Raw genomic sequence first — 23,632 nt, 5'->3', positions numbered from 1 at the left:
TGCTACTGCATTAACTTACCTTAGAGGAGTGACTCGCTCGCTGCGCAAAATGAGATAATTGATATAAGTGGTTTCAAGACAATCTTGTTCCCACACTGATAAAATCCGTTTAGCCGCAAAATAATAGTCTTTGTTTCTCAACAGCATCCCAACGGTGCAGCTAAGCTTTTCAAATCGAACGTGATCGCTCGCAGAGATGTAGTCATCTTCACTTTCAATAATGGGCGCTAAACCATCAGCAAACCAATTATTCAATATTTCTCGCATCTCTAATTCAGACTCAGGCACATCCACGCTAGATAACTCTCGATGTTGAGGTGGCGGCACTATGTACTTCGACGCTTGCGGTGAACTGACATAACGATACATGTCGTTCCTCCTTCATAGCTGACTCTTCTAATAATTAAGGACATATTTACCTGTTCTCAAGTTTAATTAGCGAAACAAGCAACAAAAAACAAATTAAAAAAAGCCATGTATCAATAACTCTACATGGCTTTAATTAGGGCAACTTTACGCTGCCCTATTTACTTGTTGGTTTAGACTAAAACTAAGCCCTCTCGATTAAATCGAGCTTTGGTCGAAGTCGTTGCCTTGATCGGTTCCAGTTTGAGAATCTGAATCGAAGCTTCCAGAGTCGTCCGTGAAGTCAACACCTTGGTCTTGACCTCCCGCATTTGTCCAGTCGCTGCCACCAGATTCCATACCCGCCATGTCCGGTTGCTGCTCTTGCGTAGAACCTTGCATGGTGTATTGGTCATCGACCTCAACTTCAACAGAACCGCTAGCACCGTCTATTGAGCTACCCAGTTCGTCGTAACCTTGGAATTGGATCTCGCTAGTACCTTCATAACCTTCTGGAAGTTCAACGGATACAGGCTGCTCTAAGTTGCCACTGATTGTGAAGCTACCATCACCGTTATCAAGTGCGTTGCTCACAGTAGCGCCCTCAGGTAAGCCAGACATATCAGCGTAATCAACCGATTCGTTACCACTCACCTCATCTGGAATCGAGATAGAGATGGTATCGCCCGGTGCCGCGGTTACATCAGCTGTACTGTCTTCAGTTTCAACATCTTGAGATTGGTCATCAGCTTGTTGCGCCACTTCCACTTGTTGCTCTTCTGTTGCTTGAGCTGCTTGAACTTGTGGTTCATCACTTTGTACTGAATCATCGGCTACTTGGATGCTTACGCTGTGACTTGATACTTCACCACCGTCGTTAACTTCAACATTCATCGCTAAATTGCCATCGAAGTCTTCGTTCGGCCAGTACGTCCACTCACCTTCACCAGATTCCGCGAAGAAGCCAGCATCGTTCGCGTCTGCAACATCAACAACTTGTGCAGAGTCACTCACGCCCAACTCATCCACCAACTGTGCATCCGTGATAATTAGTGAACCATCATCAGCTAAGGCATAACCTTCGCTCGCCGCTGCTTCATCTCCGCCTTGGATATCCACATTGAAGAAGCTTTCGATGCGATTTTCGCCATCGGTCGCTATGAATCCAACTTGAACATCGCCGGTGTAGTCTTCAGCTGGTGTGAATTGATAGTTACCTTGGTTATCGCTCTCAATGACGCCCTGACCTTCCACCAAGCTTACTGACTCAATGCTTAAGCTATCACCTTCTGCATCGCTCAGATTCGCTAACATATCTTCATCAGTGAACGACAAGGTTGTATCCGCTGCGATTTCCGTCGTCGTAATGCTGTTAACTTCTGGTGCTGCATTCTCTTGTGAGTCGTCTTCTTTCACGACTACGCCAGTTTGCTCATCATGAAGTACGCCATCTTTATCAACCACGTAAGCAATGTCTGCTTCACCAGTAAAGCCAGGTGCTGGTGTGAATGTCCAAGTGCCATCGCCATTATCGACAATCTCACCTTGGCTGCGGTCTGCTAGATGAACCAGTTTCACTTCATCGTCGCTGTCTGCATCTACATTCTCAACCAACCCAATCAGGTCATCAGCAGTTAGGATGATAGAATCACCCGCTACCGTTTCGAAATCACCTGAATCGATGCCATCTTCGAACGCTTCGGGCTCATCTCCGTAATCGACCGTTGTTGCACTTACGGTTACGAAGAACTCACCATGGAAGTCTTCCGGTGGTGTCATTTGAATGTTTGAGATATCCCAGTCGAACAGGTCGATGTATTGACCCGGCTCAGTGATCATCACGGTGTTCACACCATCGGTTACCTCGAATCCAACAGGGAAACCTGTCATCACTAGGTTACTTAGTGTTTCTGAGTCGTCGACTAGGCCAACGTTCAGTCCCAAGTGACCCGTTTCATCTTCACCGAAGACTAGCGGACCGTCATGGTCCGTGGTAATTACCGCGCCATCCGCAACAGGACGAACGTACACAGGAACATCGAGAACCGTTTCAAACTCACCATCACTTACGACAACTTGCAGGTCTGAAACGCCTGCAAAGTCACCCGTTGGTGTGAATGTCCAAGTGCCATCGCCGTTGTCTGTTACTTCTCCGCCATCTTCACCGTCGGCGGTGATAATGCGTGAAACCACAAGGTCAGCCGTATCAATGTCACCGAACAAGTTCATCAAGTCGCCAGCATCGAAGGTGAACGCGCCATCTTCGTCTGTGGTCATCATTGCGTTACCGACATTAAATGGAGCGTCGTTAACTGGAATCACATCCACATTCAGCGAACCATCAACCACCTCTTCACCATCAGTTGCTTGATAACCCAGTTCTACCAAGCCATTGAAGTCTTGAGTAGTCACTAAGTGATACATGCCATCTGGCTGCTGAGTTAAAGTCGCATTAGCTGGAGCACGAACCGTAATGCTTTCGATACTGATCTCGTCACCATCTAAATCCGTCACTTGATCCGCGATGTAAGCTGGGTCAATCACCATGACCACATCTTCTTCGCCTTGCATCTCAATCGTAGGCGCTTCAGGGGCATCGTTCACTGGCGTGACGTCGATGTTGCCGTCGACTGAAATAGTTTCTTGACCATCACTAACGTTGAAGGTCATTGGCACATCGCCATTGAAGTTTTCGTTAGGCGTAAATGACCAAGTACCATCTTCGTTATCTAGCAACTCACCCAAGCTAGGGTCGATTTGTAGACCAGAAGCTGATAGCTCGTCTGCGGTGTTATCGATGTCGGTAGCTTGAGCTAACAACATGTCTTGTGTGATAAGAATGGTACTGTCTTCGGCTGTGGTTAGTTTCACATCCTCAGATTCAGGTCCATCGTTCACACCCAGAACTTCGATACCTGCCGTTGTTGTTGCAGTTGCACCGTCATCATCGGTCACGACCACATCTAGGCTGATATCACCATTAAAGTTCTCGTTTGGCGTGAAGGTCACAGACCCGTTATCGTTTTGAACCAAGGTGCCGTCAGAGCCTGAGTAAGTCACGCTTTCAAGCGACACTTCACCATCAACGTCAGAGCTATTAGCAATTAACTGCTCAGGGCTGATTGTGATGGTGCCATCTTCGTTCATTTGGTAAGACGTAGAACCCGCTACTGGCGCATCGTTAACATCCGTTACCGTCACACCAATATTGGCATCGACTGTCTCAGTGCCATCAGACACTGTGAAGCCAAGGTTTACATCGCCATTGAAGTTCTCGTTTGGAGCAAAGCTGTAAGTGCCATCACCGTTATCAGTGAACACACCCTCTGCGCCAGTGTAAGACACGTCCGTAATAGACAGGTCATCTCCGTCGATGTCTGCAGCGCCTGCTAGTAAGTCTGCATCCGTGAAGGTTAGCGTTCCATCTTCCTCAACGGTAAAGCTTTGGTCAGCGGCTGTTGGTAAGTCATTGACTGGGTTTACCGTCAGGTCAGCGTTCGCCACAATTGACTCAGTACCGTCCGAAATATCAAAGCTTAGGTCGATATCGCCATTGAAGTTAGCATCTGGCGTTACCGTAAAGGTGCCATCACCATTATCAACAACGTTAGCATTATCACCTGCGCTTAAGTTGCTTGCGGTCAGGTCATCGCCATCCACATCAGAGGCTTGAGATAGCAACTGCTCTTGAGTTAGAGTAATCGAACCATCTTCATCAATGCTGTATGCCAAATCACCCGATACTGGTGGATCGTTAATTGGAAGAACATCAATGCTTGCCGTCGTGGCCGTCGTTGCACCATCCTCATCGGTCACAACTACATCGAGGCTAACATCGCCGTCGAAGTTTGCGTTCGGCGCGAAGCTGAATGTTCCATCGCCATTGTCAGTAAAGATGCCGTCAGCGCCTGTGTAGTTAACGCTATCAATCGCCACTTCACCTTCAATATCAGAAGCATTCGCCAACAGTTGCTCTGCACTGATGGTGATAACTTCATCTTCGTTCATTGAGTAACTGGTAGAACCTGCGATTGGCGGATCGTTCACCTCAAGTACGGTGATTCCTGCTGTGGTCGCTTCTGTTGCTCCTTCTTCATCGGTAACAACAACCACTAAGCTCACATCACCATTGAAGTTCTCGTTTGGCGAGAAGGTGTAAGTGCCGTCACCGTTGTCTTCGAACACACCGTCACTACCAGTGTAAGTCACACTATCAATCGCAACCTCACCTTCAATGTCTGAAGAATTGGCTAATAGCTGTTCGTTACTGATCGTGATTGAGTTGTCTTCATACACAGTGTAAGACGTGCTACCCGCCACTGGTGGATCGTTCTCAGGAGTCATACTCACATCAATGTTGGCTTGAACCGTATCTGTGCCATCTGACACATCAAAACTGAAGTTCACATCACCATTGAAGTTCTCGTTTGGCGCAAAGCTGTAGCTTCCGTCGCCATTATCAGTAAGAACACCATCAGCACCCGTGTATGTCACACCTTCTACCGTCAGGTCATCACCTTCAACATCCGTTGCACCTGTTAACAGGTCAGCGTCAGTGAAGTTAAGAACCCCATCTTCACCAATAGTGAATGCTTGATCTTGTGGTTGTGGAAGATCATTGGCTGGATTAACGGTTAGGTCAGCCGTCGCAACAAGCGTATCTGTACCATCGCTAATGTCGAACGTTAGGTCAATGTCACCATTGAAGTTCGCATCTGGTGTGATGGTAAAGCTACCGTCATCGTTAGCCGTAACCGTCGCGTCACCATCAACAATCAAGTTAGAAGCAGTAAGGTCGTCGCCATCTACATCACTCGCTTGAGAAAGAAGCTGCTCTTGGCTCAAGGTAATCGAACCGTCTTCCTCAACACTGTATGCCAGGTCGCCTGATACTGGTACGTCGTTGATTGGTAAGACATCAACCGTAATATAGGTATCAACCTGAGCACCGTCTTCATCTTGAATGGTCACATCCAACTGCACTTGGCCGTTGAAATTTTCGTTCGGTGCAAAACTACATGTGCCATCTCCATTGATAGAGAAGATGCCGTCAGGACCATCGTAGTTAATTTCGACAAGCTCAACATCACCTTCAATATCAGAAGCATTCAACAGCACTTGAGATTCGCTGAACGTCAGTACTGAATCTTCATCAATTGTGTAAGACGTTGGGCCAGCAACCGGCGGATCGTTCACCTCAAGAACGGTGATACCTGCGGTGGTTGCTTCGATCGCACCGTCTTCATCCGTCACTTCAACATCTAGGCTAACTTCACCATTGAAGTTCTCATTTGGAGAGAAGATATATGTACCGTCGCCGTTGATTTCCAGAACACCGTCACTACCACTGTAAGTCACGCTATCAATCGCGACTTCACCTTCGATATCTGAAGAGTTCGCTAATAGCTGCTCGTTACTGATGGTGATCGAATTGTCTTCATGAACTGTGTAAGACGTACTGCCTGCAACAGGTGGATCGTTCTCTGGTGTCACGTTCACATCAATGTTAGCGCTTACCGTATCGGTACCATCTGATACATTGAACGAGAAGTTCACATCGCCATTGAAGTTTTCGTTTGGCGCGAAGCTGTATGTGCCATCGCCATTATCGGTTAGGACACCGTCGGCGCCAGTGTAAGTTACACCTTCAACACCTAGGTCGTCTCCTTCAATGTCCGTTGCACCTGTTAATAGGTCTTGATCATTGAAAGTTAACACGCCATCTTCGCCGATTGTGAATGTCTGGTCTTGTGCTTCTGGACCATCGTTCACTGGTGAAACGGTTAGCTCTAGATTGGTAGAGACAATATCATCACCATCCGATACATCGAAGGTGAAGTTAACGTCACCGTTGAAGTCAGCATCTGGCGTTAATGTGTAAGTACCATCGCCGTTATCCGTGATGGTCACATTGTCATCATCAGTCGCTAGGTTGAGCGCTGTGAGTTGGTCGCCATCTAGATCACTGGCATTGGCCAGCAGATCTTCTTGCGAGATCACAATGGAGCCATCTTCTTGAACGGTAGCAGCGACAGGTAGAGCCTCAGGAGCATGATCAACTGACACTCCCGTCGCATTAATGTAGATAGTTTGAGAGACCACTTCAGAGTCATCATTTGATAATTCTGTCGCGGTAGCCGTTACATGAACTTCAAACTGTTGATTAAAGTCTTCTGGTAACTGGAGTTGTAATTCGTTTTCGAACGCTGTTATTGGTAGGTTTACCGCGCCATCTGGGCCAACAGTAACTTCACCGCTATAGATTTGGCTGTTCACCTCACCCACATCAATCGTGAAATTGAAATCGGTATAGTCTGCGTCACCGCTGCCATAAAGATCTTCAAATCCGTAAACCAACTCGCCATCTTCATTAACTGTGGTACGAGTATGTTCGATACCATCTTGGTTTAGTTGTGCGCTTGAACCTCCGTGGAAAATCGCATCTCCATTCTGGCCTTGAATCACTGTTTCAGTGCCATCGGCAGCAACAAACACAAGTTGAGGATCAACCGTATCCATGTTCGCTGGAGAACCATCTTCAGCACGGAACTCATACTGACCATCTTGCATCGCGTCAAAGTCGTTGTGCTGGTGTCCGTTTGGAATCAAGAACAGGTTGAAGCTTTCACCTTCTGCAACTTGGAAGCTGAATTGATCTTGCCCTGGGACAAGGTCACCACCACCACCAACTTGTGATGCGTTCTCGTAAACAACTTCAACACCTGTGATGTTGCCGTCTTCGTCAACTTTGTAGTAACCCGCTGCGTTTTGGTAACCCGCGGTTTCACCTTCAAACGTTACTGTAATTTCAGTATCGTTGTAACTGGTGATACCGTTCTCTTGGTCATTAAGAACACCTTCGTTATCGTATTGAATAACCGAACCTTCAGGAACACCATCCACAGTTACTGTCAGTGTTTCTGATAGATCTTGGTCTACCAGTGCAGCCGCAATATTAAGCTCAACAATGCCGCCAGGCTCAACCAAAATCGCTTCATCATCAACATTAACACCATCGCCATCCGTGATAACTAAGTCAGGCGCATCCGCTACCGCTTCAATGTGGATATTAAGGTCTTGCTCTACTTCAGTTGTGCCGTCGGTCACTGTAAAACTGAACTGTAGATCACCACTAAAATGTTCTTCAGGAACGAAGCTGAACGTGCCATCACCGTTATCGGTTACTGTGCCTTCATCACCAGAGTAGTTAATGCTGGTAACGCTTAGGTCGTCACCATCAATATCAATCGCACCACTCAATAGATCATCTTGAGTGAACAAGATGATGCCATCCTCTTCGAGGTGGTACATACCTGGAGCAACAATTGGAATATCATTCACCGAATTCACGGTCAATGTCATGTCATTAGAGGTACTTAACTCACCATCGCTCACCTCATAAGTGAATGCGATATCACCGTTGAAGTTCTCCGAAGGTGTCACCGTGTAAGTGCCATCGCCATTGTCTACGATGCTTGCGTTTGGATCGTTGGTTTCAAGAGCACTCGCAAATAGCTCATCGCCATCTTGGTCGCTCGCGTTCTCCAACAGCATTTCTTGTGTAACGAGGATTGAACCATCTTCATCGACATCTGCCACCATTGGCGTTGCTTCTGGTGCATCGTTGACGAATTCAACTTTTAGGTCGATGTTTACAGCCACCACATCGGTGCCGTCACTCACATCAAACGCTAGATCAACATTGCCGAAAAAGCCCTGTTCTGGCGTTAGTGTGTATGTTCCATCACCATTATCCGTAACTTCGACTGTGTCGCTCGCGCTAGTCACATTCACCACAGATAGTTCATCACCTTCAACGTCTGTCGCTTGTGCCAATAGCTCAGCTTCGGTAATCGTAATGGCTTGACCATCTTCCGTAGAGAAAGACATGTCCGGCACATCTGGCGCATCGTTGATTGGGTTTACGGTTAGGTTAAGATCAGCAGCGACTGTCTCAATCGCGTCAGTGACATCGTAAGTAAACTCAATCTCGCCAAAGAAATCTTCGCTTGGTGTGATAGTGAAACTACCGTCTGAGTTTTCTACGATAACCGCATTTGGATCGTTCGTTGAAAGATTAACGGCTTCTAGGTTATCGCCATCGACATCCGTCGCGTTCGCTAACAAGTCCTCTTGAGTAATGGTGATTGAGCCATCTTCATCAACCGCCGCTTCAATCGGACCGCTCACTTCAGGGCCTTCGTTGACAATCTCAACGTCGACTCTTGCAGTACTTGGTGCGCTTGCTTGACCATCACTGATATCGAAGGTCAGGTTCACTTCACCATAGAAATTCTCAGCAGGTTCAAAGGTAAAGGTGTTGTCGCCATTGTCTGTTAGCGTACCTTGCGTTTGGTCTGCAAGTAGAAGGTTTTCGACATGGAGAATGTCACCATCAACATCTGTCGCGCCAGATAGAAGGTCTTTCACTTCAATGAAAATCGAGCCATTTTCGAGCATTTGGGTGTGTAGCGCTTCACCTGGAACTGGAACATCGTTAACAGGCACAACCGTTAGGTCTAGGTGAGTTGCTACTTCATCGGTGCCATCGAATACCTTGTAGTCGATGTCGATTTCGCCGTTGAAGTTCTCATTCGGCATAAAGGTAAATGTACCATCGCCATTGTCGACTAAGTCACCGTCATCACCACCATAAGTGATGTCAGAAATAGACAGCGTATCGCCCTCTATATCTGTGGTGTTCGCCAACAAGTCATCAGCACTGAACGTGATGCCTTGATCTTCATCTGTCGATAGAACAATTGGGCCAGAAACGATTGGCGCATCATTCACCGATTCGAAGTTGATATTGATAATGTTGTCGTCAGTTAACTCACCATCGCTAACTTGGTACCCTAGCTCAATTTCACCGTAAAAGTTTTCATCCGGTGTTACTGTCCAAGTGCCATCACCATTATCTGTTAGTGTTGCATGCTCTGAGTTTTCACCCACCAGCTCTAGGTTTTGAATATCAAGATCATCACCATCGATGTCTGATGCTTGAGCTAATAACTGCTCTTCAGTAATCACAACAGAAGCAAACTGAGCTGAACCTTCAGTATCGATAGTGATATTAGGCAGATCAGCCGTTAGTTCGATTTCGTTATCACCCGCATGGATGTTCAATTCAACCGTTTCAGTGATTTCTGAACCGTCGACACCAATCGATGTAAACACAGCTTCATCATGACACGTTTGTGACACTGTCATGTTTTGTACAACGTAAGTACCATTACCTTGCACTGTACCCAGTTCAAAGTAAGACACTGGTTGGTCAACCGTTAGTGTGTAGTCAGTCTCGAACGTACCACGATCTTCTTTGTGGTAAGTCATCGAGTCAATCATGTCACCGTCTTCATTGAAGGCGCGAATTTCGACTTCAGTAAAGTGGCGCGACTCTTCCATGAACCAGCCACCCAAACCATCTAGGTGGAAGCTGATTTCATTGATGTCTTGACCTTCAACCGAGATAGTCAGTTTTTCATCACCACTCAAGCCTTGACGGTCAGTGTCACCGATACCATGACCAATGTGCGTATTACCATTCCACGCACCAAGCGGATCATCGTTACTTTGAACCGTAACCGTTAAGTCACCATCTGAGAACTCACGAGTGTAAGGGTCAACTTCTGTACCCCAATCGTCTACGCTCGCGTTATCGTCGAAAGTACCAATTTGTGTGGTATGCGTGCCTTCAGCTAAAGCGTCTTCACTTGGTACAAAGCGTACTTCTGTGTCGGCAGGAACTTCTTGCCCTACTTCCAGCACCACCCATTCCCCATTAACATTCGCTTCAATGATGCCGTTTTCTGGCGCTTGGTCTAAACGTAGTGCAGGTTCTTCACGAAGCGTCACACCAACCGTTTGATCTTCTTGCGCTTGGATGAAGATCTCTTCGCCCGCTTCTGGCGCATCATTAACTGGATTAACCGTTAGGTCGAGCGTGGTCAGAACTTCATTGTCACCATCACTGATGCTGTATGTGAACTCCAACTCGCCATTGAAGTTTTCTGTGTGCGTGATGGTGAATGAACCATCGTCATTAGCAACAATTGTCACGTCAGGGTCGTTGGTTTGAAGATTAGATGCCGTTAACTCATCACCCTCAATGTCAGTAGCATTCGCAAGCAGCTGTTCTTGAGTAATCGTGATTGAATTATCTTCATCGACTTCGGCTTCAATACCGGACGTTTCAGGCCCATCATTCACAGCAATGACATCAATTCCCGCTGTCGTTGTCGCCGTTGCACCGTCTTCGTCAACGACGACAACGTCTAGTGAGATGTCTCCGTCGAAGTTTTCATTTGGCGTGAAGGTGTAGGTGCCATTACCGTTATCAACGAACGAACCATCGTCACCAGCGTAAGTAACGCTCGATAGAGCAACATCACCCTCTACATCTGAAGAGTTCGCTAATAACTGTTCATCACTGATTGTGATTTGGCCATCTTCTTGAACTGTATAAGCTGTCGAGCCCGCTACAGGTGGATCGTTCTCCGGCGTTACACTTACATCAATATGGGCAGCTGTTGAACCCGTGCCATCAGAAACATCAAATGAGAATTGAACATCACCATTGAAGTTCTCGTTTGGTGCAAAGCTGTAAGTGCCGTCACCATTATCACTAAGAACACCATCAGCGCCCGTGTAGAGCACGTTTTCAATCGACAGCTCATCACCATCAATATCTGACGCGCCTGCAAGTAGATCAGCATCGGTGAAGAGTAACGTACCGTCTTCTTCAATCGTGAACTGTTGATCTTGCGCTTGTGGCAAGTCATTCAACGGGTTCACTGTGATATCAAGACCAACTTGAACCTCACCACCATCGTTATCGATGATATCGAAGCTCAGGTCTAGGTCGCCGTTGTAATCAGTGTCTGGTGTAATGGTGTAGCTACCATCCTCGTTTTGTTGGATGGTCGCGTTCTCATCGGTCGAAAGGTTGATAGCTTCTAAGTTGTCGCTATCGATATCATCGGCTCTTGCAAGCAATTGCTCTTGGCTTAACGTGATAGAACTATCTTCATTGATGGTGTAAGCCAAATCGCCCGATACTGGCGCATCATTGATTGGCAATACATCAACGTTAATGTGTGTTTCAACCGTTGCACCATCTTCATCTTGAATGGTCACACCCAGTTGAACCTGACCATTGAAGTTTTCGTTGGGTGCAAAACTGCATGTACCATCACCATTTACAGTGAAGATACCGTCAGAGCCATCATAGTTAATGCCAACAAGTTCTACATCGCCTTCGATATCCGAAGCATTCACAAGAATCTGAGATTCACTGAACGTCAGAACCGAATCTTCGTCAATGGTGTACGACGTTGGACCCGCAACTGGTGGATCGTTCACTTCAAGAACGGTAATACCTGCTGTGGTTTCATCAATTGCACCTTCTTCATCTGCAACAATCACATCAAGGCTGATATCACCGCTGAAGTTTTCATTAGGAAGGAAGGTATAGCTGCCATCGCCGTTATCTTGGAACACACCATCAGTGCCACTGTAAGTCACAGTATCAACCGACACGGCACCTTCAATATCCGAAGAGTTAGCTAACAACTGTTCATCAGAAATTGTGATGGCATTGTCTTCATTGACCATGTATGAGGTTGAACCCGCAACTGGCGGATCGTTCTCAGGAGTCACACTCACAACAATGTTAGCGCTGACTGTTTCTGTGCCATCAGACACATCGAAACTGAAGTTCACATCACCATTGAAGTTTTCGTTTGGTGCAAAGGTATAAGTACCATCACCATGGTCTGTTAATACACCGTCACCACCTGTGTAGCTAACGCCTTCAACAGTTAGGTCATCGCCATCAATATCGGTGGCACCGGTAAGTAGATCGGCATCTGTAAATTGCAGCGTACCGTCTTCTTCAATGCTGAATTGTTGATCTTGAGGAACCGGCAAGTCATTAACTGGATTAACCGTAAGATCGGCGGTTGCTTGAACCGTGTCAGTACCATCCGTGATGTTGAATTGGATATCAACGTCACCATTAAAGTTCGCATCTGGAACAAGGGTGAAGCTACCATCATCATGAGCGGTTACTGTAGCGTTGCCATCAACCGTTAGGTCGCTCGCCGTTAGGTCATCACCCTCAACGTCAGATACTTGAGACAATAATTGTTCTTGGCTCAAGGTAATTGAGCCGTCTTCGTTAACGTTGTAAGCCAAGTCGCCCGATACTGGTACATCGTTGATTGGCAGTACGTCAACGTTGATGACCGTATCAACTTCAGCGCCATCTTCATCACGAATGGTCACATCAAGTTTAACTTGGCCATTAAAGTTCTCATTTGGTGCAAAGCTACAAGTACCGTCGCTATTGACTGAGAAGATACCATCGGGGCCGTCGTAGCTAATACCGACAAGCTCAACATTCCCTTCAACATCAGAAGCGTTAAGTAGCACTTGTGACTCACTGAATGTAAGTACTGAGTCTTCATCAATCGTGTAAGACGTTGGGCCTGCAACTGGTGGATCGTTCACTTCAAGAACATTGATACCAGCGGTCGTCGCATCGGTCGCACCATCTTCATCAGCAACAACCACATCCAGTGCAATTTCACCGCTGAAGTTTTCATTTGGCGAGAAAGTGTATGTACCATCACCATTGATTTCCAATACACCGTCACTACCTGAATACGTCACACTATCGATAGATACATCGCCTTCGATATCTGAAGACGTTGCCAACAATTGTGCATCAGAAATGGTAATCGAATTGTCTTCATTCACCGTGTAAGACGTTGAACCCGCAACTGGCGGATCGTTCTCAGGAGTCACACTAACATCAATGTTTGCAGACACCGTATCGGTGCCGTCCGACACATCGAAGCTGAAGCTCACATCGCCATTGAAGTTTTCATTTGGCGCAAAGCTGTATGAGCCGTCACCATGGTCTGTCAGTACCCCATCAGTCCCTTCATAACTGATGCCTTCAACCGTTAAATCATCACCTTCAATATCGGTTGCACCCGTTAGGAGGTCTGCATCCGTGAAAACAAGTGTGCCATCTTCCTCAATTTCAAACGTTTTATCTTCAGGAACAGGCGCGTCATTAATCGGACGTACCGTTAAGTCAATTGCGCTACTGATCGTTTCTTGGCCATCACTGATGTCGAAAGTAAGGTCAAGTTCACCATTAAAGTCAGCTGAAGGAACAACGGTGAAAGTACCATCACCATTGTCTTGAACTGTTGCATCAGCACCAACTTGAACGTTAGAAGCAACAAGCTCGTCCCCATCTACATCACTTGCGTATTCGAGTAATTGTTCTTGGGTAAATGTTATGGATCCATCTTCATCCATGATGTAAGCCAGATCTTGTTCAGCTTCTGGCGCATCATTTTCACTTTCCACTTTGATTTTGAACGTTTCACTTGTTGTCTCAGAATCAAAGTCATCTTCTACTTCACTAATGGTCTCTTCGTCAGAAGCTTGAACATCTACTGCGAATGTCTCTTCTACGGTCTGTGAATCGAGGTCATCACCAACTTGTTGGTCACCTGACTCTGAAGATGTCGCACTCGGCGCTGCTGAAGTACGCGCAGCTTGGCCTTGTTCTTCATTACCTTCTGCGTCTGCGCCACCTGTCGCAGCCTCTGCGTTATCACCGCCTACAGCTTGTGCGCCCGCTCCAGGTCCGCCACCACTACCAGCAGCGTTATCCGAGCCAGCTTCAGAAGCGGCCCCACCAACTACATTGGATTGTGCTGCGTCTGAATCACTACCACTTTCTTGCGTATCTTCTTGCACACCCGCACCAGAAGCCGAGGCATCTTCAGCATTACCTGCACCACTCGGATTGTCGTCTAAAGCCTGGTTAACTTCGTCTGCCGCATCCGTATTTTCAGCACCCGTCGCTATTGTCGACGCAATCGTATTTTGTTGATTTTGTTGATTCTGCTGTTGGGAGGGCGTACCCGCGTCGTTCGTATCCGTTTGTTCTACCGCGTCATTTAGATCTTCATTTTGGTTGTTTTGGTTATTTTCGCCTGCCATTACAGCCTCCGTTGCTACTAGCTAACTGATCGTATTTATAGAGGCATTAAAGGACATCATTTTGAAAAACCAATTTTTTATACAACATTTTTCATAGCTTCTTTTTAAAGAGAAAGAATCAAAAAAAATTTGAAAACTGCGTTTAAAGATCCTTAGTTATTGTGATTAAAGCAATTAAGGCAGTGGAGCGATGATAGACATGACGAATTTGTTGCGCTCGATCGACAACAACCACAAAGGGCTGCAATTGCTATTAGGCGACTTTTACAACGACTTTTCTGACGCAGCCCTAAATATAGAAGCGCTTCATAACGGTAATCGTTTTGATGAACTCAACAGTTACTCAAAAAAGTTGAAGACCATCTTAACGTTGCTTTGCGACCAAGACCTTCCGCCCAAAATGGCCAAATTGGAACACTTGAGTAGACACGAGTTCCCTGCGCCGGAAGATCTAATAGAGGATGTAAAAACTGAATTGCACAACGTCAATCGCCAAATCAACCACTTGTTGGATATTAAGCAAGTAATAGATGGCAAGTAACCGAGGTCAGTCATGAGCAATAACCAAATAGAACATCACCTCAGAAAAGCACTTGTTTCCAATAACGAGGCTTCTAAGGTCACAGCTGATGACACTATTGTGCTTGCTAGTGCCATGACCAGCGTTCACAAAACGTTACTCATTATATTCTTACTCGCTTTGGTCGCTATCGCAGTGGCGTCACAAGCACGTATCGACATTGTTGTTTCTGTACGTGGCGAACTGCTATTGGAATCGGATGTTGAGAAGGTTCAACATCTGGAGGGCGGGATATTAGAAGAATTGTTAGTCAGAAAAGGTGAAGTCGTTTATGAGGGCCAACCTATCGCTCGAATACGCTCACTCGACCGCAACACTCAACTTGATACCGTGAATACTGAAATTATTCAGATAGAGCTCGACAAGATTCGTTATGAAAGCTTACGCGACATGATAGAGCCTAACTTCGATGCTTTCATTGAAAAATACCCTGAACAAGTTCAGGTCAACATGAATACGTGGAGGCAAGAGTTCTCTAAAAACCGTTCAAATGAAGAACTCATCACTCACGATATTAAGCACAAGAACTCGTTAATTAGTTCAATGTTAAAGCGTCGCAAAAGCTCAGAAAATCAACTATCTCTGATTCGTAAGCAACTCAACATCAAAAACACCCTCTATAAAGAAGAGATGGCGTCTTATGTCGACGTTCTTAACATGAAAGTACAAGAGTCGAATATGGTTCGTGAGATTGAGAACCTTGACGAGTCTGTGATGAATGAGCGTTTCCAACTCGACAAATTGGAAAAGCAACACCGTGACTTGGTTGAGAACCGAAACTCTGAGTATCAAGCGCAAATCATTCAAGCGAATAAAGACCTCAAGTTGAAGCGAATCTTACAACCACAGCATTCCGACAAGGTTGATCGCCTAATCGTCTACTCTCCAGTGGATGGCGTAGTCGACAAACTTCACTTCAACTTCCGTTCCGCAGTGATTCCGCCAGGTGAAAGTATCGCCGATATTGCACCCATCAATAACTCCCTTCACGGTGAAGCGAAAATTCCACGTAAAGACATGGGCTTCGTTGAAATTGGTCAGGCGGTAAAAGTAAAAATGGACACCTATAACTTTGCAAAATACGGTTTTGTTGAAGGAACCATCGCCTCAATCAGCCGTTCATCATACGAAGAGGAAGACGCTGAGTTCTATTTAGCAGAGATTGAAATTGACCGAAACTTTCTTGAACGAGGAGGCACTCAGTACAAGTTATCACCTTACATGGAATTTACCGCCGATGTAAAAACAGGCTCGCGTCGCGTGATCGAATACGCTGCGAAACCTGTGATGTCAGCCATCGAGGATGCTTTCGATGAGAGGTAATCAATGAGCAGAAAACCTTCGTACAATATTTCCGTACCCGCTGTACGCCTAAGCATACTATTTAGCATGGTCTTGGCTGCACTCGCTTTCTATTTATACTTTTCTTGGTCAAAAGTAGACTCAGTCGCACAAGTGCAAAGTGCCCCACTGCTCATACAAGCCCAGAAACTTAATCAGACCATAGAACAAGATATTCAAACTCTGCAGCTCTGCTTAAGTACCAACACTTGCGGTACTAACGCATTCAATCTAGTTAACTTGAAGCGTGAAATTGATGAATTTCGCTCTTTAGCCTCGTTGAACAAAACCGAATTCAGCTTGGTTGGAGCAACTGAATACACGCAACTGGAATTAGCGATTAATCGTTTCTCTGATAGCCCTAAAACACGTAACGACGTATTAGGCTTGTACCTTTCACTGACCAATAACTACCTTCAGATGGATGACAACTATCGCACCATGTTTAACAACCATGCGAATGACTTAATGTCTAAGAAAAACGAGTTCTTTATCTGGTTGTTTATGGTGGTCGTGATATTGGCTGTGATTACTATTCTATCCAACTCAGTTGCTATGTTGAAACTGAAGAAATCCAGCTCGAACGAACGCGAAATCGACTATGAATTCGACGCTCTATACAAAGAGCTGAAGCAGCTCGATTTACAACGGCTTGAAGAGCTTCTTAACGAAGTGAGCATTAACCCTAAGCAGCGTCAGATCTACTCTCATCTCAAACTGATCTTCAGTAAATTGGAAGACCAAAAGCGCAATAACGATCTCTACAAACAGCTGTATGCGCTAATCGGCTATGAGATTCGCGGAATCACCAACACCATCAACGGTGGTGTCCAATATCTGGTGCAAGAAACCGATGAAAACGGCGTATTGATGGCGAAGGATATTACCTCTGCGTGTAGTACCTTATCTGAGTTAGCAGAAAACTATAACCGTTTGATTTCACAGGGTACGGAAAGTAAGTCGAAGGAGTTCTCTCTACTGAACGTGTTGTCTGAATTGATGATTCATATCAGCGCCAAAGTTCAGAGGAACGAAGGTCAACTTGACTGCTTTATCTCTGACAACTTGCCGAACCGTGTTGCAGGCCAATCCACCAGCTTGTTCTGGATATTGTTCCTGCAGCTTTCTAATGCCATCCAACTTAAATCAAACAAGAAGTTATTCGTGACAATAGAGTTTGGCGCGGCTTCTGATATGGAAAATACCCGTGTCACCATCAACCTGAATTTCCTTTCAACGTTGGATGTCTCTGTAGCTAAGCTAAATAAACTCCATTGGAGCGCTCACAAAGACCATACTGCGAACACAGATGACTTGGCTAAAAGCGTTTTGAAAGATTACAGATATTACGAGAGTCACTGGTTCCAATCCGGGGCTCAGGAACGTTTTCAGATCGAACTTGATCTCAAGGCTAAGAATTTCCACACAGAGAAGACTCGCTTTGATGGCAAGCGTTTGCTGTTGTGTGCCAATACTCAAATCCGTATTGATGTGATGAAGAAGATGCTCAGCAACTTGGGGCTAGACATCACCGAGATTCGCACTGCAAATGAGCTTTTCTCAGCGGCGAAAACATTCGGTGATTACGACGCGATTATGCTCACCGATACCTTTGAACCCAACAAGCTGCCGTCGTTGAGTAAGACGGTGAAATCTCAGCTAAAGAATCATCCAAATACCAAGTTACTGTTGTCAGTAACCAGTACTCAGCAAGCACAAGAATGTCATAGCTTCGTCGACAAGATCATCAACTCACCAGCCATCCCCTATGAGTTTATTCCTAACTTACTCACCATTATGGAAGCAGAAGCATCGGAAGAGCAGATGGAAAACAGCTCATTCCTTATCGTAGAGGATGACCGAGTTCAGCAGATTTTACTTAAACGGATTCTTACCAAACAAGAATATGAACCAGACATGGTTGGCGATGGCGCTGACGCAGTGAAACACTTCATGAATAAACGCTCAGACATCATTTTTATGGACTGCATCATGCCAGGGATGGGCGGCATTGAGGCGACAAAACGTATTCGACAATTTGAACAACAAAACGAGAAAAACCCTTGTACCATCATAGGTGCAACCGCATTGACCAGCAGTAACGAACACCAGGCTTGTATTGAGGCCGGAATGGATTACGTGATCAGCAAACCTTATAAAAGCGACCAAATCATCAAGGTGATCAACAAGTATGTGGCGGTACAGAAACTTAACTAGCAGCATCATAGCTGCACTTACATTAATCACGACACCTTCAGCATCGGGGACAACCCTGCTTGAGGCGGTCGAACTCGGCCTGCAAAACAGCCTATCCCTTCGCGCCAGTGATAAAGGTGTCGAAGAAAACGAGTACAACATAGGTATCAGTCGTTCTAAATTTCTACCTTCACTCAATGGCGCAGCAGATACCACATGGAACGAGAATGAGACCTTGTTATCGAGCGTACCAGATGAAACCTCTAGCTATAACTCAACCAGCTACAGCCTTTCTCTTTCCCAGTCGATCTTCAATCTGGGCGATATTTTCAAATATGGAACAGCTAAGCTCGACTTCGATATTGAAGAAATTAAACACGAGAACAAAACCCAAAGCACCATCTCAGAAATCGGCTCTCAATACTTTGAGTATTTGAAAAACAATGCACAGATTAAAGCGACCAAGGTTGAGCTTAAGTCGTCTGAAACACGTGAACATCAGATGCGACGTAACGTAGAATTGGGGAACACAGCCGCAAGTGAACTGTACGAAGTTATCGCTCAAAAAGAAGGCGTGTCGAATCGATTAAGAACCTTGCAGAAAGATCGCCGTGTCATTCTCAACGGACTATCCATTCAGATTCAGTACCCTATCACTCCATCACAAGATATATACGAAAGTGTCCCATTAAAAGAGATAAACGAAAGCGAACAACACTCAATCATGGATCAAGCATTAAAGCTCAACAACGACTTGTTAGTGGCGAAGAAAAACGTCGAGAGAAGCCGTAGAAGCTTAAAAGAGAGCGGTACAAACTTCTTACCTACCGTGTCGCTTTCAGCCAGTTATCGTCACGATGACGCCAATAACTACGATAAAACCGACATCACAGCAACAGGCGAAAGCAACTCAACCAGCGTTGGCTTGAACCTAGCCTTGCCTATCTTGTCTGGTGGCTCTGATTACTACGGATATCAAAAATCCTCGACGGCGATTGAACGTACCGAGCTGCTTTATCAAGACTCGCTTTACACCACGCGCAACAGCGTGAACACCTCAGTGCTCAACATTAACGATTTTTCGCAATCTATAAGCAGTTACGAGAACATCATTCGCGCCAACTATGCCTCTTATAAAGGTATTCAAAGGGCATACCAGTTAGGCACCCGTACGATCACCGATTTATTGGCCGCAGAAAGTAAGCTTTTCAGCGCCTTAAGAGATTATGAAAGCGCACGATACGACTACATCATCGAAACCATTAAGCTTGAACAAACAAAAGGCGTACTCTCGATTCAATCTATCGAAAGCATCATGCAATTGATGAGTGATATCGAAGGACGAAACAATCAAGAATTAGTACCTAAACACCTTCTCTCAACTGAGTCGTTGAAAACAGGAGGTCGTAATGCAAACTGAGCAGTTTTCTCAAAAGATCAATATGGCAGATAAGTGTTATCTGACTTTCTCTACAATAATTTCCACTCTATTTGGCTTGGTACTGCCCTTCTCCATTCTAATCATTTTCGACCGAGTATTACCCAACCAAGCACAAGATACCTTGTTCTTGCTGTTCGCGATTATCCTGATTTCTATCTTCCTCGACTACCACCTGAAAAATCAGGAAGAGAAGATATCTTCCGTCATCATGAGGCAGTTTGAGACCAACTTAACCAACAAGGTATTCCAATCCATCTGTTTGGCTGAGATCTCTAAATTTCGCCGCTTAGAACCGGGCGAATACCTCGAACGAATCTCAACCATTCCTGAACTGAAAACCTTCTTTGGTGGCGAATCGGTTCGAGCTCTGATAAACCTTGCCGTCAGCGTAATAACCATCCTTATTATTGGTCTAATCAACATATGGGCTGGCGTGACGCTTCTGATTGCCTCGCTCATTTTAGCTATTTTCGCTTGGAGCCTTTCTAAACAAAAGATTGGCAGCTTACAGAACAAGTCCGATATAGAGGGCTTAACGACGTCCAAAATCATTGAAATTATTTCAAGCCCGCTGGACATCAAAGCGCGAAACATGGAATACCGCGTTGAAAGCCTGATGACACAAATGGTCGAGGAACGTGAAGTTGAAAACATCAAATACGAACAGATTGAATCGAATTTTGGCTTGATCTTAGCGCTCATCCAACAACTATCAATTGCTTGTGTTGTTGTGGTATTGGCAACAGCCGTGATCAATATGGAGTCAAGCCAAGGCATTATGGCCGCGATAATCATGCTGACCAACCGTTACTTCGCGCCATACCAACAAGTGATGCGTACCGCGAGCCGTTGGGAACTAAACAAACTCCATATACAGCGCATCGCCGAGCTTCTTGAACTGGCCGCGTCGGTTGAACATCAACATGAGACGACCGAAGTAGAACGTATTTCTGTTAAATATTCTGAAAAGCAGCGTATCGAATTTGAACTCGGACAAACCTATTTGCTTACCGGGGAAAGTGGCTCCGGTAAGACCCACCTTGCTAACTGTATTACACGTCAGAACAATGATAACAAACTGGACATCATGATTAATGACACGCCTCTGAGTGACGTAAACTACAACGTTTGGCGTAACAGCGTGCTGATGGTCGATAAAACAAGCTCATTCGTGGAAGGGACCATTATTGATAACCTAACGTGTTTCCGTCCAAGCTTGAATAACACCGCTTTCGCCTTATGCGAAACCATGAACATCAAGGCGCAAATTGACGGACTTCCTGCTGGTTTTTATACGGAACTCAAAGGGCACATGCGCAATCCATTCTCTCGCCAAGTTGGATATGCTCTGTTATTAGTCAGAGCCCTGCTCGCCAGTAAACGTGTATTGATATTCGACGATATAGATTGTGTCTTTGATGAGGAATTTGCGCGCGTCGTGCTGACCAGTACCGCCTATCGTGCCAATGACAAAATCTTAATCATCGCCAGCAATAAGATGGACAAACTTAACCACCGCCTCAAACGTGTCAAGCTTACGGGAGGTAACCAATGAGTATCCTTGTGGACTTCAACAACGTCTCTCAACGTGTTTCGGATTTTGAAGCAAGCGGTTATGACGAGCGTTACAGTCATTCACCTCTGATTCGCGGCTTGGCTTATACCTTGATTGCTCTTGAATGGGAAGGTACGCCCTCTATACTCAGTGACGCCTTTATTCCCAAGCCAAAAGACAGCGACAGCTTTACTGCAACCATAGAACGTCTTGGATACCGGTGTGATGTCACCCAGTTAAAAACGCTAGAGAATATCGATAAGTACCCTCACCCATGCTTTATTGAGATAGAAAATCTGAGCGCCATCTTCTTGGGTACCAAAGATGGAAAGCTGATGTTGTTTGATTACACGAACAACAACACCATTGAATATCCAATGTGTAAGAAGCCCTGTTTGTTGATTGCAATTAGTGAATATTCTCGCCTGTTTCGTGAACCACCACCGGAATCTCAGGACAGAAGCAATTGGATAAAGTACGCTTTCTATCGTTATAACAATGAACTTAAAAGCCTGATCATTCTTAGCTTCGTGATCAGTATTCTGGGCGCATTACAGCCATTCTTTATCATGAGTGTGTATAACTTCGCGCTTACTTCGAGTTCTCAAGCGACACTCTATTGGTTGACCTTATTTGCCATTATTGTGGGTTTTTCGGAATACTTTTTTAAAAAGATGCGAGTCAACATCATTGCTACCTCCGGTAAAGATCTCGCGGTTCACATATCTCAAGCCGTAATATCGAAACTGCTTTGGCTACCTTACGCAATGACATCAACTGCAGGGGTTTCATCTCAACTGGCGCGATTGAAAGATATCGATACCTTCCGTCGCTTAGTAACCGCAGAATCAACCCTCAGCTACTTTGATATGCCGTTTGTGATTGTTTTTATCATCGCGATTGCCCTAATGTCTGGCACGGCAGCGCTTGTGGTGATGGGCGGCTTAATCTTGATGTTGGTGTTCTGTGTATACTCACGCTATATCTATTCTCAAGCCACATCCAAAAGCTCTCGCGCCAATGCGATGGTCTCTTATCAATGGAATGAAATCCTTCGTGGTATTAAAACCATTCAGGGTTTGCCTTTACTGCGTGTGGTTCAATCTCGCTTTAGTGCCTCCCATATGCAAAGCACCAGTGATGCCGAGAACGTTGCTGTAACCAACAGTAAAATTCAGGCGGCTGGCGGTAGTTTGATTCAGGTGATTGGTACGGCAAGTATCGTGACCGCAGTAATCGGAGTAATGGAAGGCACTTCTGATGCGGGTGCGATGCTTGCAACCGTTATTCTCGTTTGGAAAGCACTAGGCCCGATAATGGGCATCTATAACTCAATTTCTAAATTTCAATCCATCAAGGCTTCGTCGGCACAGATCAACAACTTGATGTCGATGAATGACGATAAATTGACCTTAGAGAAGAGCCCGCCTATTCGCTTATTCCAAGGCACTATTGTGGGCAGTGGTGTGAGTCACCGTTATACAGGAGCAGCAACAGGGTTAACCAACCTTGGCTTCAAGATACCGCCCAGTGCAAAAGTCGTTATATGTGGACCGACAGGCAGCGGAAAGACCACGCTGATTTCAATCATGGCTGGCTTAGAAGATCGTTATCAGGGCGCGGTGTCTGTCGATGGCTATAACATTAAGCAATTCAACAGCTATCGCTATCGAACGTCGATTAACTACATCCCTTTCAATTTGCACATTTTCGAAGGTTCTTTGGAGACCAATTTCATTTTACACAATGGATTGATTCCGACAGAGAAAATGCAGGAGATGGTGAGCTTCTTCGAGCTAGACGAATGGCTGCCAGAAGGCTTGGCGACTCAATTGAGTGTCGATAAGTGCAAAGGTCTTCCCAATGGCATTCAACAAAAGCTGCGTTTGGCGCTTGGTTTAGGTAACTGTGAACAATCTCTTATAATCATTGATGAACCGTTCAACGGGGCTGAAAATGAAAACGCGCAGTATTTTAACCGCCTGTTCAGCGATAAGCTGCTGAATAAAACAGTCATTTTTTCAACCAATGATCCCGGTTTGATCGCTACTTCCAATATGAGTTTGGTTCTAGAACCTGATGGCAACTTGAAATATTTTGGCTTAACAGACAAATACTTAAACAGTTTAAGTTAAACACGACGATGCTT

General features: G+C 45.5%; 8 protein-coding genes. 6 read left to right on the top strand and 2 right to left on the bottom strand.

Translation table 11 applies throughout. The annotated features are described in order from the left end of the window. Positions 1-15: 15 nt before the first annotated feature. The gene (locus CWO27_RS08835; RefSeq protein WP_102432430.1) at positions 16-369 is read right to left on the bottom strand and encodes a hypothetical protein; all 354 of its coding nucleotides are present in this window, start codon (positions 367-369) and stop codon (positions 16-18) included. A gap of 195 nt (positions 370-564) precedes the next feature. Beyond that, entirely contained in the window at positions 565-14,370 is a 13,806-nt protein-coding gene (locus CWO27_RS08830; RefSeq protein ID WP_107898858.1) for a tandem-95 repeat protein, read from the bottom strand. 190 nt (positions 14,371-14,560) lie between these two features. Here CWO27_RS08830 and CWO27_RS08825 point away from each other — a divergent pair, with 190 nt between their 5' ends. The 6 genes from CWO27_RS08825 to CWO27_RS08800 are packed head-to-tail and all read left to right on the top strand — an operon-like array spanning position 14,561 to position 23,618. Then, positions 14,561-14,911, top strand: coding sequence for a hypothetical protein (locus CWO27_RS08825; RefSeq protein WP_102432432.1), 351 nt, complete (start codon positions 14,561-14,563; stop codon positions 14,909-14,911). A 12-nt stretch (positions 14,912-14,923) separates the two neighbouring features. Next, complete coding sequence (locus CWO27_RS08820; protein WP_102432433.1) at positions 14,924-16,273, top strand: HlyD family type I secretion periplasmic adaptor subunit; 1,350 nt, start codon at positions 14,924-14,926, stop codon at positions 16,271-16,273. Positions 16,274-16,276: 3 nt separating this feature from the next. Then, positions 16,277-18,508 carry an ATP-binding response regulator gene (locus CWO27_RS08815; RefSeq protein ID WP_102432434.1) on the top strand — a complete coding sequence of 744 codons (2,232 nt, stop codon included), beginning with the start codon at positions 16,277-16,279 and terminating at the stop codon, positions 18,506-18,508. Further along, a complete protein-coding gene (locus CWO27_RS08810; protein WP_107898857.1) occupies positions 18,483-19,907 on the top strand; it encodes a TolC family protein in 1,425 nt (474 codons plus the stop codon). The genes CWO27_RS08815 and CWO27_RS08810 overlap by 26 nt, the downstream gene beginning before the upstream one ends. Continuing rightward, positions 19,897-21,483 (top strand): ABC transporter transmembrane domain-containing protein, encoded by a 1,587-nt coding sequence (locus CWO27_RS08805; protein ID WP_107898856.1) that lies wholly within the window; start codon positions 19,897-19,899, stop codon positions 21,481-21,483. Before CWO27_RS08810 ends, CWO27_RS08805 begins: the two co-directional genes overlap by 11 nt. Next, the gene (locus CWO27_RS08800; RefSeq protein WP_102432437.1) at positions 21,480-23,618 is read left to right on the top strand and encodes an ATP-binding cassette domain-containing protein; all 2,139 of its coding nucleotides are present in this window, start codon (positions 21,480-21,482) and stop codon (positions 23,616-23,618) included. The genes CWO27_RS08805 and CWO27_RS08800 overlap by 4 nt, the downstream gene beginning before the upstream one ends. The last annotated feature ends 14 nt before the right edge of the window (positions 23,619-23,632 follow it).

It is taken from the genome of Vibrio sp. 10N.286.51.C3, assembly GCF_003050065.1.
Taxonomy (GTDB): domain Bacteria; phylum Pseudomonadota; class Gammaproteobacteria; order Enterobacterales; family Vibrionaceae; genus Vibrio; species Vibrio crassostreae.
This window is presented reverse-complemented; position numbering and strand designations above follow the sequence as displayed.

Bases quoted from the DNA above. Each gene is read 5' to 3' on its own strand.
- CWO27_RS08835 (WP_102432430.1), bottom strand. From the start codon at position 369: ATGTATCGTTATGTCAGTTCACCGCAAGCGTCGAAGTACATAGTGCCG.
- CWO27_RS08820 (WP_102432433.1), top strand. From the start codon at position 14,924: ATGAGCAATAACCAAATAGAACATCACCTCAGAAAAGCACTTGTTTCC.
- CWO27_RS08830 (WP_107898858.1), bottom strand. From the start codon at position 14,370: ATGGCAGGCGAAAATAACCAAAACAACCAAAATGAAGATCTAAATGAC.
- CWO27_RS08825 (WP_102432432.1), top strand. From the start codon at position 14,561: ATGATAGACATGACGAATTTGTTGCGCTCGATCGACAACAACCACAAA.
- CWO27_RS08800 (WP_102432437.1), top strand. From the start codon at position 21,480: ATGAGTATCCTTGTGGACTTCAACAACGTCTCTCAACGTGTTTCGGAT.
- CWO27_RS08810 (WP_107898857.1), top strand. From the start codon at position 18,483: ATGTGGCGGTACAGAAACTTAACTAGCAGCATCATAGCTGCACTTACA.
- CWO27_RS08815 (WP_102432434.1), top strand. From the start codon at position 16,277: ATGAGCAGAAAACCTTCGTACAATATTTCCGTACCCGCTGTACGCCTA.
- CWO27_RS08805 (WP_107898856.1), top strand. From the start codon at position 19,897: ATGCAAACTGAGCAGTTTTCTCAAAAGATCAATATGGCAGATAAGTGT.